We start from the raw sequence: 13,859 nt of genomic DNA on the forward strand, positions 1-13,859 counted from the left end.
AATTAACCAACGAAGAATACCAAAACGAATTTAAGACTCGGATAAAAATCAATGACAGCAGGAACTAATGCGAATATTCATTTTCATTCACAATCGGTAGAGATGTCATTTTTCGGTTGTGTCGCATTAATGGGAAAATATAAACCGAAAGGGATGTGGCTTATTTTTTAGGCAGTCAGAAAATAAAATTTTTCTGCAGGGGATAATTTTGGTTCTATCGCATTAAGGATTTTTAAATTGCTATAACCACATTATATTGTGGTTTTATCTCTAAGATAACACCGCATAATGTGATTGGTTAAGCTGAATTTTTCTTAATATGACAAAACCGTTTTATCTACACCCCCCGACGGATAATGGCTTAAGTCTATTCCGACCTGTAATAATGCCTGAATTTCTGAGTTTATCAGTTCACTCAATTGCTTGATGTTTTCGGGATTGCCAACCACGAATTCTTCTTTTCCTAAATCATTTCTTAATGTAACAACCACGTCCTCCATGAGAAAGCTGTACTTATAGATTGTAGAAATCAATATTCGGTCTTCTTCGTTTTGACCTACTTCTTCTGCTGCCAGCTCAACGACACCTCGTAAACGTTGCCCAAATTGCCCCTCCATATTTTCAAGCATTTTTTCTTTATCACCAGCTGATAGAAAACTCCAAAGCTGGCTTAATACGCCACGAGCACAATCTCGGTAGGCTCCTTGATCAAGCTGCTGTTTCGGATCATTTTTATGGATTGATGACCATACAATATCAACTTCGTCTTTAATAAGACGAAGGTGTTCAAGGAATAAACCGGCATCTGGAGTATCACTCATCAGGCCCGTTATTTTGAAATTTAAAGCCAGTTCTCTGATAACTTTTAAATTACTCATCATGTCCTTATCAGAAGGGTATTTCTTAACATGTTCATAAGCTAATGGATATTTTTTATTATTTTCTAATATATAATTATCTATTTCTTCGAGTAATTTAGGAGCAGCATTAATTTTAAAATTATTAATCGTATCATGAAACTGTTTTGCATGGATTTTCTGTGTGCGGGTTCTTATTTCGTTAATTGATTGAGAAAACTGATAGACCCACTCATCTGCCGTTCCTATTACGCTTGTCATATTAAGCCCATTAATTGAATCTAACGAAGAACGTTGTTGGGCATAATAATCGAAACACTTCATTTGAAATGAAGTCCATTCTTGTGCCAAACCCTGATAAATCGCCATTTTTTGTTTGACTGACTCATCCAATAAATGCAGACCGACTCTCCGTTGATTTGCTGAAGAAATACCTTCTAATTTATTTTGCTCGCGATCATATTTTACTTTACCTATAACAGTATTTTTTTCTAAAATCTCACTATCATTGGTGAGTTCTCTTTTTTTGATAGCAGAAATATCATCTTCAGTGTTTCCATAGACTACTTTAAATTCATCTATCACATCTTCAATTGAAAAAGAAAAAGTATAAGTTCCGTCTTCGTTATCGGCAATATCAGCCCAAAATTTATCTTGATGACCAGGGCAAGCCATTTTTTTGAGCTGGTAAAAAGCAGACACTTTTTTGAATGCCGATTCAGTATCAGATTTATCATTGTGGTGTGTTAAATCATACAGTTTACCCAGCGCTTCAATTGTGTTAGTTCCGCAAAACCAATCTTTAATTTTTTCCCATATCTCAATACGAGTCGCCTCTTCTTTTGAAGAGCTTTTAATCGCGTTCTGAATGTATTTGTTTCTAATCGCTCTATGAGGTGAAAGGTAAAGATTAGACATAATATTACTCCCTTCTTTTTTATTTAAAGCTGTTTTACCCAAAATCTGACTATTACCATAATTATTTACATCCTCCTTGACTTAAAAGGATTAGGTATCTATCACATCCTTCAAACCCGAAATCACGTTATTCAAAAGTTGTGTTAGTTCTATCACTCCGTATTATGACAACAACCCAAAAGAGTTCGACATAATCGAAAAAAAAGAAGATGGCTGGAGTCATTTCTCTTTTTTAATTAAAAATCATTTTAAATTCTAAATCCATGTAAAAACTACTATAAATAAGCAAAAACTTTTAAGTTTTTTAAATGAAATGAAATTTTTAATAAGAAAAGTTAAGGAAGTCAAGGGCTACGCATGAAAAATTGAGTGTTTAAAAATCAAAGTGTTTTGGGGATATCAGGCAGGGCTGTGAACTTCATTTGGTTATGCCTTACAAGAGTTAATTTGATAAATGACAGTCATGATAGAAGTGGTTTGTCAGTATTTTTGCCAATCAGATATAGCTAAACGACATAAGAATAGTTACATAATATGTTCTGAAAACAAGGTATTGATGTCGCATTGAAGTTCTCTTCTTTTTCTTTTAGCTTGAGCCCATGTGTGCTCAATAGGGTTGAACTCGGGCGAATAAGGAGGCAAATATTCAATAGAATGACCGGCGTTGAGAATGGCGTGTTGAATATCTTTTCGCTTGTGGAAAGAAGCGTTATCCATCATCATCACGCACGGATGAGGAAGAGCGGGTAGGAGCAGCTGAGTGACCCAGGCATAAAAAACATCGCTGTTAATGGAGCAGTTAAAGAGGCCCACCGCGATGAGAGTGACCCCTAATAAGGCACCAATGACGTTAGTGCGGCCCTTAGCCTGCCAATCGTGAGTCCCAAAACAGCGTTGACCTCGTGTAGCGTATCCGTAGAGGCGGGGCATATCGTGAGCAAAGCCGCTCTCATCGAGATAAACCAGAGATTTACCCTGCTTTTGATACCCCGCGATTTTTTCCTGGAACCCCTGTCGTGCCTCTTCGTTTGCCTTGGGATGACGCAGAGTTTTTTTTATAGGTCAGACCCCATCTTTTCAATGCTTGCCAGATGGCTTTGGGGCACACCCCGAAACGGGCCGCCCGTTCCCGTTGATAGCTATCTGGATACTCTGCCACATCTTTGATAAACGCCTCTTTATCCATCTTGCCTCGACGCGGACCCGAGGGTTTCGGTTCTATTCGCTTGAGCCAACGCCTGAGAGTATCTGTACCTACGTGAAAACGCTTCGCCGTTGCTCTGATGCTCAGTCCTTCTTTCTCTCGAATACTCAGGACTTTTTGACGAAAATCCACTGAATAACTCATAGTGACCTCATGCTAATTAGTTCTTTATATTGTAACTAAAATTAAATCGCTTAGCTATATAATGAGTATACGGAGAATCAAGTCATCATGATGATGAATTATTCATCCAAGAGGGGAACGCAAAAAACCCCATGCAGTTTATCACTGAGATAACGAAACAATCAGAAAAACACGAGGGGACTCTGATGACGATGGCTCAAGTATTAAGGCAAGAAGGAAAATTTGAAGGGATCCAGGAAGGCATACAAATTGGTGAAAAGAAAGGCGAAAAACAGGCTTCCATGAAGATAGCGCGCCAGATGCTAAAAGTGGCATAGACAGGCAATCGGTGATGAGATTTACCGGTCTGACGGAGTCTGAAATAGGCCACCTCAAGAATGACGAAACTTAAGAAATTAAGGTTGCATCGCCCTAGAGAGGACGCTCTATCTGCTGTCCCGAAATTACTGCGGTGTACCTTCATAAGGTCTGTGTGAATACTGTGCCTAAAAAAGCGAAACCTCAAGAGTGTTTGCCATAAACACGGTAGCTGTCGAACACCCCTTCGTCTGTATCAATCACCAAGAACGTGTTGCAAGGTACATCGCTAGACGCCACTATCGGCACAATGGCGACACTGAGTTTCAGCTTGTCTGCCACCGCTTTTGCGGTATCTAGCGTTTTACCCCCTCCTGCTCCTACCACGACAGAGGTTTGCTCGTTGAATGCGTGCGACGTGAAAGTTGCACCACAGAAGTCCCTTGAAAAAGGGTAAGGTTGATCCGAAACCTTATTGCCACTTACTCGGTGCAAGAGGAGTAATTCTCTTGTGCTAAGCGAGAATGAAAGCCTAACTAAAGTATTAAGCTGAATAAGAAATAGGGGCAAGGCAAAACTGAAATGGGTTGAATAAAGTGAATCTCCGTTATTAAAATGTCGTAAGCAAGTAAAACACGAAATCAGATGTGACGTGTTATGGGGAAGTTTAACGACAGTTAGAAACGGGTAAAGAAGAGTGTTCGTTCTTTACGACGGATCCCGTTCCCCGGCATAGAGGAGGCAGCCCACTCAATGTATCTTCATGGTGTGAAACACGGTAACCCCATTAATCTTTTAGTGTTGATGTAAATACTAAGAGACAGTGGGCATAAGACGTTCCAAAAAGCGAAGGCAATCAGCCGAAAGGCAACTGGAAATCATAACAGGATTGATAGAGGTAATTACTTTACTCTGAAAAGAGGCTGACGTGGAACGGGTGACTTACCCATATAATCCTTTACCAAGGTTATGAATTGATTTAGAAGAGTTAGATGCCTATGGCAAACGTAATAAATCAAAACTATGAACAACAACTGGAATGGCATGCTATTAACTGGCGTGTTGTGACAGCCATGATTAATAATCTAAGGCAAAGAATATATAGGGCTTCAGCAACAGGTGACTTAAAGAAAGTCAGAAATCTGCAAAAACTCATGATGAAATCAAGAGCTAACCATCTTCTGGCTATCAGGAAAGTCACTCAGGTCAATCGGGGAAAACACACGGCTGGAGTAGATAATCAGGTAATTAATGACCATAAAGGACGAGAACATCTTTATAAGTTATTAAGCCAAACAACTTCAGAAAAGGTTTATCCAGTAAAACGAGTTTACATAGCAAAAAAGAATGGAAAAAAACGCCCTCTTGGGATCCCAACCATTCTCGACCGCTGTAGACAAGCGATAGTTAAATCGGCGCTGGAACCTTATTGGGAAGCAAAATTTGAACCAGTCAGCTACGGATTTAGACCGGGGCGAAGTGCCCATGACGCAATACAAAAAATTTTCTGTATTGCCAGAGCACGAGGGACACGGCACTGGGTACTAGATGCAGATATTAAAGGCGCATTTGACAACATTGACCATAATTTTCTCATAAAAAAAATCGGGGGATTCCCCGAAAGAAACATGATTAAACAATGGTTACAAGCCGGTGTGCTGGAACATGGCAACTATATACCCAATGTTGCAGGTACTCCGCAAGGCGGGATTATCAGTCCACTACTGGCCAATATTGCACTCCACGGAATGGAGACCTTACTGGGTATTCAATACTGGAAAAACGGCACGCCAAAACAAGGGCAACCTTATGCAGTAGTTCGTTATGCGGATGATTTTGTCGTATTCGGTAAATCCCGTGAAGAGTGCGAAACTGCCAAAATAAAGTTGCAAATTTGGTTAGCTCAGAGAGGGTTAGCTCTTTCTGAAGAAAAAACCAGTATCAAACACTTGAAGGAAGGATTCGACTTCCTGGGATTTAATATACGACATTATGACAATCGCCACAGAAAACGGGGATATATATTGTTAACGAAGCCCTCAAAGGAGTCGATGAAAAGGTACAAACAGCAAATGAGAATGACCTGGAAAGGTATTATCGGTATGCCGACACAAGAAGGAATAAGACAACTGAATGCCAAGATAATAGGATGGTGTAATTACTATCGTATTGGTGCTTCAAAAAGAACATTCAGTGCATTAGACCAATGGATGTGGATCCGCCAACGTAGATATTTGTATCGACGTCATCCCAATAAACACTGGTGGTGGCGAAGAAAACACTACTTAGGCAAGATACCAGGTAGAGAAGACTATTCAGTATTTATGGATAAATCAACCGGTGGATTTCTTTGGAAGCATGCATGGACAAAAATACAGCGTCATTGGCTAGTTCCAAAAAATGCTTCCCCCGACAATCCGGAATTGCGTGACTATTGGCGTAATAGGCAGGCACGTAAACAGCCTTTTATTTACGGTGTCAAAGTTAACCTCTATAAGCGACAGAAAGGTTATTGTCCTCTCTGTGATCAAGAGTTGGACAATGGTGAACAATTGCATGTTCATCATATTCAGCCTAAAGCTGAAGGGGGTGACAACAAGCTGGCTAATCTAAGATTGTTACATGCTAATTGCCACAGACAATTACATAGCAAAAAAGGAAAAATGTTGAAGTGAGTAAGTTGCGTGAGCCGTATGCGGGGTAACTCGCACGTACGGTTCTTGAGGGAGTGGGCACTTGCGGCCTGCTTACCTAATCAAGCCTGCCAAGCGAGCGATTTCTTTTTGAGATGACTCACCCTTAAAACATTGATATAGGTAATGGATAGGTAATGGATTCCGGCCTTTTTCAGAGACGACTTGACTCGGGCTTCAACGATTGTCCACACCGCGTGATTTGCAATTAAGAAACGCCTCGCTGCCCAGTGCCGACAGAAAAAGAATCCCCAAAAAGTCTAAAGTTTCTATCAAAACCTCGCACTTCCGACAAACAAACAGTCCCGGGTCAGTCCCAACAAAAAACAAATTCTCATCCACTCTTTATCTTAAAGATTTCCACACCCCACGCAAATTAAAAATTTGTCATCAATAAATTTAAAATCAATGTCTTATATTGAAATAAAAATTTTTTATTCTTTTACTCTTCATCAATAGAGTCGTTGACGACTTAAAGTTAGAGTTGTATTAAAGTTATTGTTGTTTTTCATAGAGATAAATAGAGTTGACTCTAGAGTCAAGTCTTATAAAGACTCGCGTGGCGACTTGTATTTATGAACTGTCAGTCGTATAAAAAATTGTTTAAGGGTCGTCACAGACTCGCTATTTTATCTATAAAGAGTTGTATAACCACTTGTCTTTATCCGCTCAGTTTTAATCTCAATGTTGTCTATCAGTCAAGATGAAATCTCATGGCAAGATTACAAATCTATACTTCAAATGAAGTGGTTAATCGCATGGTTGACATTGTGAATCAAAGAAAAAATGACGGGGCTAACGAAACCCAAGTGAGCTTGTCTGGTGTCGGTACAATGCTACTTGAACTGGGCTTAAGGGTGTATGAAGCTCAAATAGAGAGTGAACATCATTCTTTTGATCAGACCGCCTTTAATCAAGTTGTCCTCGAAAGTGTAATAAAAACAAAAAAGGCGGTCTCATTAATTTTAGGGATGCAGTCTTTTTCGCCTTAATTTAGAAGGAAAGGAAAATTATGAATATCATAAAATGATTCATGAAATCAGAGAAGACGCCAAAGAAGAAGTTAAAAAGTTTTTTCCTAAAAAAGACATTAAAGAATAAATGGCCATTTTATTTTTTAATATAAAAAAATAGATATTAAACCTAATTATCTCAATTTGAATATTAGGCGAAAAGAATGAGAAAAAATAATAAAGAAAGCAGTCTAAAAAGACTGAGTAAGAGCATTTTTAAAATATTTTAAATTCACAATGAGATCACCTGTAGTCGCATTTTCAATAAAAAAACTCATTAATATCAATGAGCCAAAACCAGAAAAAAGACACCCCAAACTCCGAAGAATATGGGCGAGCTCCATAGGATAAAAAATTCAATACTATCATATGCTTCTACAAGCAATTAGGGGTAGTGACCGGGTAGCTGCGATAACCGCCAACTTTTTTCTGGCTATAACAGTATCCGGTCTTTTTGGCGCTTACACAGAAAATCCGTAGTGGGTCCCGTCGGGAAGCTCGACGTCAAGACGTAGCTTTCCACCGGATGCTTCCACGTAGCGTTTGAGCGAGGACAGCTTCAAGTCGCGCCCCGGTTTCTCCATATCAGAGACGGTCGGTTGTTTGATGCCTAGGGAAGCAGCAATGTCTTCCTGGGTCAGATTCATGCGTTCGCGGAGCTCGGCCAAGTGAATATTAAGCAACATCTCAGTCGCCGCCTTTTGTGCTTTGGCAACAACCTCGGGTTTTTCATTCGCCCGCATTTGATCAAGAGTTCTTGCCATAATATCTACTCCTTCTTCAATTTCTCCAGATGCGCCGCAAACTCACGGGCTGCTATCGGGAGCATGACTTCGTAAAATCTTTTCTCATCTCCGGTTTTGTTGCCGGCACAAAGAAAAATCCCTTTTCGTTTGGGATCGAACGCAAAGAATGCGCGGATTGGATCTCCTTTGCTTTGAACTCTCGGCTCTTTCCTATTGATGTGAACCGTTCACAGTGTCTGCATATGGCCTGGATAACATTGGCCCCCGTTCTCGAAGCACCATCATTGAAGCCAAGACGTTGGCACGGCCGGGGTCATCCGGAGAGTCGAACCCCTCATCAAAAGTGTCTGTTGTCTCGATGATCCACATGACTACTCCTTAACTTGATATAGATTTAATGCTATATAGATTAAAAACTACAATCAAGAAAAATCTGCCTGCCGACAATTAATATGTCTAGTGTCAAATACGAACGTTTTTGGCACGGTCGTGAGCCCTATCGATTTTTCTGTGAAACTGGTTGTTTTTGTGTTTCAATTCTGGTCTCAAAAACAAAGTGCCAATATTCTTCTCTTAGAACGGATTATGGCATATTTCCAAGAGTGACTTCGTGCTAGTTGGCTATGCTCACGTCTCAACCCCCTCTCAAAGCTTGGATCTGCAAATCAAGGCACTCAAAGAAGCCGGTTGCAACAAAATCTTCACGGATGTCCCCAGTGGTGTAAAAGCAGCGCGGCCCGGTCTCAAAGCTTCACCCTTTTTCGTCTTTAATAAATACAGAATATCGCTTTGATACGCCTTCATGTCTTCATCGACAAAAGACCCTGACTCCACTTTCATCGTCGTAAAGTCACATAAGGCTTTCATCTCATCAGGGAGCCATATCTCAAAAAAGTCTTGCGCCGTCTCTTTTTCATGGAGAAATTGACGAAAAACGGCGTCATGGGGAGTCGGGGTAAATTTTTTAGTCATGGTGAGACATTCAATATCAAAGTGATGGATAAGCCTATCACAAAATAGCCCGGAAGGCTTATTCAAGGCCTTCATGCTTAATGTCACACCTCACACTCAACAAAAATAAAAATAAAAATAAGTATTTTTTACTCTTTTTGCTATAGTATAAAACATATCTACCCTTCAAATCATGAGGAGAAATATCATGTCACTGTCTATTCAAAGCCAAAATAATCGCTATCGCTTATGCCAGAAAGCGCTTAACGAGAAAAATATCGAACACCCAATTAAAGTCTGTTTAAGAAAAACGCGACCAATATAGGAATATGGGAACCCATTAAAGGCTTTTTTTGTCGAACCAGGAAAACTCAAGTTCTGGAAAAAGTCCATGAATTAACGCATCACCATTATGAATGATGAACTTAATTAATACTGAATCAGCAGTAAAAAAAGGGGCCTTTCTTTTACTAAACGAGTTGCTTAATAAAAAAAGCGTTTTTTAGACATTTTTAGGGATCGTTCTTAAATTAAGAACAACTTGTTTACTCTGTTTTTAAAGTAATTTTTTTTAATACGAGCATCAAGGTCATTGGATGTATTGGGGATTCTTGAAAACCGTACTTTTGGTAAAATTTTTTAGCTCTTTCGTTCAATGCATGGACCAGTAATGCTCTTACACCGACATTCTCTGAGACAGCTCTAACACGAACGACCGCATCTTGGAGCAATCCAGCACCAAGCTTAATCCCTTGAGCACGTGTATCAACGGCGAGCCTCCCAAGCACCATGACAGGCATGGGATCTGGCATGTTTCGACGGACGGCGCTGAGAGCATCTTGATGCGTGACAGCTCCTGCTGCTAAAGCGTAATACCCGATCGCACATTGGTTAGCATCAACAACGACGAAGGTTCGACTGGCACCGTTGATATGATTGACCCTCGCCCGCCGCTTAAGCCAATCGTCTAATGAGGGTTCACCACAACTAAATCCATCGAGTTTATGTATCTCGGTAAGGGGTTGTGGGGATAAAAATAGATTATTCATTCTTGGCTTGTCTTCCACGGAGCCTTAACAAGCATTAATTTCTCAAGGGATTGATTTTCACTTTGTGCTTCATCAATCAATTTTTTGAACAACCGAAACCTATTTTTATCCAGTCTAGAAAATACTTGATCGAGCATAATTGATTTCGCTCTTTCGCAAGCCACTTCTAGCATGAAATCTGAACGGTTTTTGCCCATCAATCGAGCCGCATAGTCAATCAAATCACGCTCTTCTTTTAGGGCTCGTAGGTTAATAGCGGCATCACGCATAGATTTTCCCTTTTCTGTATTAACAATGGATACACAAACTTAATTTATATGAATGCATATCTATTGTAAATACGTTATCCAAAAAATCACTCATTCCTTGAGGAGCCTAAGATAGGTTTTCGGAGAATTACGGGGGATAAGATGATATGTAAGAAGAATGATCCTTCTTGGTAAATTGTGAATGATTTAAAAATGCCCCTTTCTTTTACTGTCTTTTCCAAAAGGATCTTTTTTAAACCGCCAAATTTTTTCTTTCGGTGTGGGCTGTGCTGTTAAGTATTCTGACCTACTTTACATAGGGCACCTGACATCAGGATAGGGCATAGTTCAGTTTGACAATGTTAGAGCGATCGGGTTGATAAAATGAATGACTAAACCAGAAATCATAAAAACGTCAATATAATAAGAAATGCCAATCAATGTTTTATTTGATATCATTATTTTAAATGAAATACGATGCCGTTGAAAAACCTTTGAAGGTAGAGGTGTTTTATTCATTTTTATAATCGACAGGGAGATTGTAGTACATGCATCTCATCATCAACTGGGAAGATTTTTTACACCACCACTGGCAAAAGCGGCCTGTTTTGTTAAAACAATCGATTTCTGATTTTGTGAACCCGATTTCGCCTGAAGAGCTGGAAACACTGGTGATAAAAAAAGCGCTCGAATGCCAACTCATTCAAAGAAGTCACGGAAAATGTCAATTAGGGTATCAAGCTTTTAATGGGTATGGGTCATTAGGCCAAAGGAACTGGTCACTATGGGTGGAAGCACTCCACCATTGTCACAGAGCTGCTGAAGAATTCCTGTCTCTGTTTCGTATTTTTCCCGATTGGTACACAGAAGAATTGACGACATTTTTTTCAGTACCCGGCGGGGGGATTGGCCCACAGACTGAACCGGCTGACGTATTGGTGATACAAGGAATGGGACGTAGCCGATGGCGTGTATGGCATCAATTGTTATTGCTTGAGCACTATAAAAAGAACGACTTTTCTGTGCCCATCATTAATGAAGAGTTGATTTCCGGGGATCTGTTGTATATCCCAAAGGAATTTCCCCATGAAGCCATTTCGTCCGAAGTGGCCATGAGTTACTGCCTTCAGTTTTGGACAGACAACAGCCTTCGCATGATAAGGAACTGGACTGAGTCGCTTTCAGATGAAAACCATCGAGGCATTGAGTATTCCCCCTCACCCGATTTACTTCTGCGAGAAGATCCCACCGAAATTCTGCCACAAGACCTCACGGCCCTCTAGGACATGATGAGTCAATTCTTACTCCAGAAAAGAGCCCATCTGGACATCTGGTTTGTTCAAAAGATGTCTCAAACCGCCTATGAGTTACCGAAGGCGCCGGAAGCAGAGGTGTACTCCCCTTCACAGGTTCAGACTTTATTGCAACAGGGACATCCATTGCGCCGATTAATGGGGCTACGTATGTTGCACATCGGGAACCGCTATTTTGTCAACGGCGAATCCCTGTTATCAGATCATGCCGACGCATGGAATGTGCTGGCACGACACAGAACGATTGAGGGCCCCATGCTCATAAAATTCATCAACGAGGCCGATTTTTTGGCAGAGTTAACCTTGATTATCAATAAAGGGTATTGGTATTTTTAACCATAAAAAAAGTAATGATGCCATGGATGAATGGCCTTCTTTCAAAGGAATTTTTCTATTTAAGAATGCAAGATTAATAGAGGCTCGCCCAGATGTGAGCGTAACCGAGCGACCGAACTTTCATACACTTCAGGACAGCGCTTGCCTCCGCTGCTAAAAACATTCACCGTGATTTTGCAAAGTGCCTCTGTCACCATTTAAACCTCTTTCAACGCTGACAGTGCCAAACAGAGAATTGTCTATGCCTATTAAAATTTTACCGACTGAATTGGCGAATCAAATTGCCGCAGGGGAAGTAGTAGAAAGGCCTGCTTCTGTCGTCAAAGAATTGGTTGAAAACAGTCTGGATGCCGGGGCCACAAAAATGGAGATTGACATTCATCGGGGAGGCATAGAGCAGATCCAGATCTGTGATAACGGCTGTGGGATCAGTAAAGAAGATTTACCCTTGGCACTGGCACGTCATGCCACCGATAAAATTGCTTCTCTGGAAGATTTACAGAGCATTCTCAGTATGGGATTTCGTGGAGAAGCGCTGGCCAGCATCAGCTCTGTTTCCCGATTACAGTTAACTTCCCGCCCAGCTGAACAAGAAGACGCTTGGCAAGCCTACACAGAGGGGCGTGACATGAATGTCACGATAAAGCCGGCCTCACATCCTGTGGGCAGTACGATTGAGGTGTTAAATTTATTTTATAATACGCCCGCTCGAAGAAAATTTCTGCGAACAGAGAAAACAGAATGGCAATATATTGATGAGGTGGTCAGGCGTCTTGCCCTCTCTCGGTTTGATGTGTCCATTTCGCTGTCGCATAACGGGAAATTATTACGTCAATACGTCAGGGTCCAGTCGGGATCACAAAGGGAACGGCGTCTTCTTCGATTATGTGGCGCCCCATTTTTAAAACAGGCGCTCGCACTGTCTTTCGATCACTCTGGCTTAAGTCTAAAGGGTTGGATAGCAGAGGCGAATGGGCCTAAAATGAACGAGATCCAGTATTTTTTTATTAACCGTCGGATTATTCGTGATAGGGTAATCAATCATGCCGTTCGCCAAGCCTATGAAGCCATTTCAACAGGGCCTAAAAACCCGAGCTACGTTCTTTATTTAGATATCGATCCGCGTCAAATCGATGTGAATGTGCATCCCACCAAACAAGAAGTCCGTTTTCATCAGACGAGGTTAGTGCATGATTTTATTTATCACGCCATTACAAACGCTTTAAGTCATTCAGCCTGTTCCTCTTCTGACTCTTCTGCTGATATAGAGCAAAATGACTCGGTTGTTAAAGAAAGCCCCAAAATACGTAAAGAAAATCGTGCCTCTGCAGGGAGAAACACCTATGTTGAACCTGATATTATCACAAAACAAACTGATGAAGCTTCTTTGTCTTTTCATGACACCAGTCGAACAGAGCACAAGGAGACATCTTTAAAAAAAGATATTTTAGGAGAAGTCAATGAGCATTATTTTTGGCGAGTCCTCAGTATTGTTTCGTCTTGCTATGCCCTGATAGAATATGGCAACAACATTGCTTTATTATCATTACCTGAAGCAGATCGCTTGCTCAAAAAAGTCGGGTTGACGCCCCCATCGGAAAAATCACGAATACAGCCTCTGCTTATTCCTGTCAAATTTACATTAGAAAAAGCGGAAATGATGGCTTGTGAACGGCATCAACATTTACTCACTTTAATCGGCATTGAGTTAGTCATAGAAAAAGATACGACCGTCCTCAGGGGGATTTCTTTAGCATTACGGGCTCACAATATGCAAAAGCTCATTCCCAAGTTATTGGTCTATTTGTCAGAGCATGCCCCCCTGTTGCCAGAAAATCTTGCTGATTGGGTGGCTGCTCAACTTCAATCTTTGCCTCATGAATGGACTGTCTCGCAGGCGGTACAATTATTAACGGATTTTGAACGTTATTGCCCTAGATATATTAAGGAGCCCTCTGAAAAACTATTACAATGTATAGATATTCAGCCCGCATTAGCGAGGCTAGCTCATTAAAAATACTTAAAATGATATTTCGGCGTAAAGTGGCTTATTCACTCCAAGAGATTCAAAAAGACATCACTCAGGCCAG

General features: G+C 40.7%; 15 protein-coding genes and 3 pseudogenes. 8 read left to right on the plus strand and 10 right to left on the minus strand.

Features of this window, described 5'->3' with window-relative positions:
- Nucleotides 1-314: 314 nt before the first annotated feature.
- The 3 genes from HDEF_RS06210 to HDEF_RS06220 all read right to left on the minus strand — a co-directional run bounded on the left by HDEF_RS06210 (nucleotide 315) and on the right by HDEF_RS06220 (nucleotide 3,123).
- The gene (locus tag HDEF_RS06210) at nucleotides 315-1,817 is read right to left on the minus strand and encodes a hypothetical protein (protein WP_015873794.1); all 1,503 of its coding nucleotides are present in this window, start codon (nucleotides 1,815-1,817) and stop codon (nucleotides 315-317) included.
- A gap of 483 nt (nucleotides 1,818-2,300) precedes the next feature.
- Nucleotides 2,301-2,834: an IS630 family transposase gene (locus HDEF_RS06215; protein ID WP_086934965.1), complete on the minus strand. Its 534-nt coding sequence runs from the start codon at nucleotides 2,832-2,834 to the stop codon at nucleotides 2,301-2,303.
- Nucleotides 2,746-3,123, minus strand: coding sequence for an IS630 transposase-related protein (locus HDEF_RS06220; RefSeq protein ID WP_012737971.1), 378 nt, complete (start codon nucleotides 3,121-3,123; stop codon nucleotides 2,746-2,748). Before HDEF_RS06220 ends, HDEF_RS06215 begins: the two co-directional genes overlap by 89 nt.
- Before the next feature lie 131 nt (nucleotides 3,124-3,254).
- On the opposite strand from HDEF_RS06220, the gene HDEF_RS13560 reads away from it, so the two are divergent.
- Together HDEF_RS13560 and HDEF_RS13980 are read left to right on the plus strand one after the other, a co-directional pair.
- Nucleotides 3,255-3,440 (plus strand): hypothetical protein, encoded by a 186-nt coding sequence (locus HDEF_RS13560; RefSeq protein ID WP_015873795.1) that lies wholly within the window; start codon nucleotides 3,255-3,257, stop codon nucleotides 3,438-3,440.
- Between the two features lie 14 nt (nucleotides 3,441-3,454).
- Complete coding sequence (locus HDEF_RS13980) at nucleotides 3,455-3,514, plus strand: hypothetical protein (protein ID WP_487249502.1); 60 nt, start codon at nucleotides 3,455-3,457, stop codon at nucleotides 3,512-3,514.
- Nucleotides 3,515-3,630: 116 nt separating this feature from the next.
- On the opposite strand, the pseudogene HDEF_RS13215 reads toward HDEF_RS13980, so the two are convergent.
- Nucleotides 3,631-3,990 (minus strand): annotated as a pseudogene (locus HDEF_RS13215) (iron-containing alcohol dehydrogenase); the annotation flags it as partial.
- Nucleotides 3,991-4,412: 422 nt separating this feature from the next.
- Between HDEF_RS13215 and ltrA the strand changes: the two are divergent.
- Together ltrA and traM are read left to right on the plus strand one after the other, a co-directional pair.
- Entirely contained in the window at nucleotides 4,413-6,095 is a 1,683-nt protein-coding gene (gene ltrA, locus HDEF_RS06235) for a group II intron reverse transcriptase/maturase (RefSeq protein ID WP_012738021.1), read from the plus strand.
- Between the two features lie 731 nt (nucleotides 6,096-6,826).
- A complete protein-coding gene (gene traM / locus HDEF_RS06240) occupies nucleotides 6,827-7,105 on the plus strand; it encodes a conjugal transfer relaxosome DNA-binding protein TraM (RefSeq protein WP_048901568.1) in 279 nt (92 codons plus the stop codon).
- Nucleotides 7,106-7,587: 482 nt separating this feature from the next.
- Here the strand turns inward: traM and HDEF_RS06245 are convergent, their stop codons facing one another.
- Nucleotides 7,588-7,890, minus strand: coding sequence for a helix-turn-helix domain-containing protein (locus tag HDEF_RS06245; RefSeq protein ID WP_015873798.1), 303 nt, complete (start codon nucleotides 7,888-7,890; stop codon nucleotides 7,588-7,590).
- A 5-nt stretch (nucleotides 7,891-7,895) separates the two neighbouring features.
- Nucleotides 7,896-8,241 (minus strand): annotated as a pseudogene (locus tag HDEF_RS06250) (type II toxin-antitoxin system RelE/ParE family toxin).
- 241 nt (nucleotides 8,242-8,482) lie between these two features.
- Here HDEF_RS06250 and HDEF_RS12160 point away from each other — a divergent pair.
- Nucleotides 8,483-8,665: a recombinase family protein gene (locus tag HDEF_RS12160; RefSeq protein WP_100103912.1), complete on the plus strand. Its 183-nt coding sequence runs from the start codon at nucleotides 8,483-8,485 to the stop codon at nucleotides 8,663-8,665.
- Here the strand turns inward: HDEF_RS12160 and HDEF_RS06255 are convergent.
- The 3 genes and pseudogenes from HDEF_RS06255 to HDEF_RS06265 form a co-directional block, all read right to left on the minus strand.
- A pseudogene (locus tag HDEF_RS06255) lies at nucleotides 8,635-8,919 on the minus strand (Rpn family recombination-promoting nuclease/putative transposase); the annotation flags it as partial. The gene HDEF_RS12160 and the pseudogene HDEF_RS06255 overlap by 31 nt on opposite strands.
- A gap of 449 nt (nucleotides 8,920-9,368) precedes the next feature.
- Nucleotides 9,369-9,872 (minus strand): GNAT family N-acetyltransferase, encoded by a 504-nt coding sequence (locus HDEF_RS06260; RefSeq protein ID WP_015873801.1) that lies wholly within the window; start codon nucleotides 9,870-9,872, stop codon nucleotides 9,369-9,371.
- Nucleotides 9,869-10,141, minus strand: a complete 273-nt coding sequence (locus HDEF_RS06265; RefSeq protein ID WP_015873802.1) for a type II toxin-antitoxin system TacA family antitoxin — start codon at nucleotides 10,139-10,141, stop codon at nucleotides 9,869-9,871. The genes HDEF_RS06260 and HDEF_RS06265 overlap by 4 nt, the downstream gene beginning before the upstream one ends.
- Before the next feature lie 527 nt (nucleotides 10,142-10,668).
- Between HDEF_RS06265 and HDEF_RS06270 the strand changes: the two genes are divergently transcribed.
- Nucleotides 10,669-11,403, plus strand: a complete 735-nt coding sequence (locus HDEF_RS06270; RefSeq protein ID WP_234809355.1) for a cupin domain-containing protein — start codon at nucleotides 10,669-10,671, stop codon at nucleotides 11,401-11,403.
- A 6-nt stretch (nucleotides 11,404-11,409) separates the two neighbouring features.
- The gene (locus tag HDEF_RS13220; protein ID WP_238526163.1) at nucleotides 11,410-11,769 is read left to right on the plus strand and encodes a winged helix domain-containing protein; all 360 of its coding nucleotides are present in this window, start codon (nucleotides 11,410-11,412) and stop codon (nucleotides 11,767-11,769) included.
- Nucleotides 11,770-11,828: 59 nt separating this feature from the next.
- Here the strand turns inward: HDEF_RS13220 and HDEF_RS12560 are convergent, their stop codons facing one another.
- Nucleotides 11,829-11,966 carry a hypothetical protein gene (locus HDEF_RS12560; protein WP_158533955.1) on the minus strand — a complete coding sequence of 46 codons (138 nt, stop codon included), beginning with the start codon at nucleotides 11,964-11,966 and terminating at the stop codon, nucleotides 11,829-11,831.
- A gap of 44 nt (nucleotides 11,967-12,010) precedes the next feature.
- Between HDEF_RS12560 and mutL the strand changes: the two genes are divergently transcribed.
- Complete coding sequence (mutL, locus tag HDEF_RS06275) at nucleotides 12,011-13,783, plus strand: DNA mismatch repair endonuclease MutL (protein WP_015873804.1); 1,773 nt, start codon at nucleotides 12,011-12,013, stop codon at nucleotides 13,781-13,783.
- Nucleotides 13,784-13,859: the final 76 nt, after the last annotated feature.

This window comes from Candidatus Hamiltonella defensa 5AT (Acyrthosiphon pisum) (assembly GCF_000021705.1).
GTDB classification, from domain to species: Bacteria; Pseudomonadota; Gammaproteobacteria; order Enterobacterales; family Enterobacteriaceae; genus Hamiltonella; species Hamiltonella defendens.

Excerpts from the sequence above, each read along its gene's own strand:
- mutL (WP_015873804.1), top strand. The coding sequence starts at position 12,011 with ATGCCTATTAAAATTTTACCGACTGAATTGGCGAATCAAATTGCCGCA.
- HDEF_RS06270 (WP_234809355.1), top strand. The coding sequence starts at position 10,669 with ATGCATCTCATCATCAACTGGGAAGATTTTTTACACCACCACTGGCAA.
- HDEF_RS06265 (WP_015873802.1), bottom strand. The coding sequence starts at position 10,141 with ATGCGTGATGCCGCTATTAACCTACGAGCCCTAAAAGAAGAGCGTGAT.
- HDEF_RS12560 (WP_158533955.1), bottom strand. The coding sequence starts at position 11,966 with ATGGTGACAGAGGCACTTTGCAAAATCACGGTGAATGTTTTTAGCAGC.
- HDEF_RS06245 (WP_015873798.1), bottom strand. The coding sequence starts at position 7,890 with ATGGCAAGAACTCTTGATCAAATGCGGGCGAATGAAAAACCCGAGGTT.
- HDEF_RS06260 (WP_015873801.1), bottom strand. The coding sequence starts at position 9,872 with ATGAATAATCTATTTTTATCCCCACAACCCCTTACCGAGATACATAAA.
- ltrA (WP_012738021.1), top strand. The coding sequence starts at position 4,413 with ATGCCTATGGCAAACGTAATAAATCAAAACTATGAACAACAACTGGAA.
- HDEF_RS13560 (WP_015873795.1), top strand. The coding sequence starts at position 3,255 with ATGCAGTTTATCACTGAGATAACGAAACAATCAGAAAAACACGAGGGG.
- traM (WP_048901568.1), top strand. The coding sequence starts at position 6,827 with ATGGCAAGATTACAAATCTATACTTCAAATGAAGTGGTTAATCGCATG.
- HDEF_RS06220 (WP_012737971.1), bottom strand. The coding sequence starts at position 3,123 with ATGAGTTATTCAGTGGATTTTCGTCAAAAAGTCCTGAGTATTCGAGAG.
- HDEF_RS13220 (WP_238526163.1), top strand. The coding sequence starts at position 11,410 with ATGAGTCAATTCTTACTCCAGAAAAGAGCCCATCTGGACATCTGGTTT.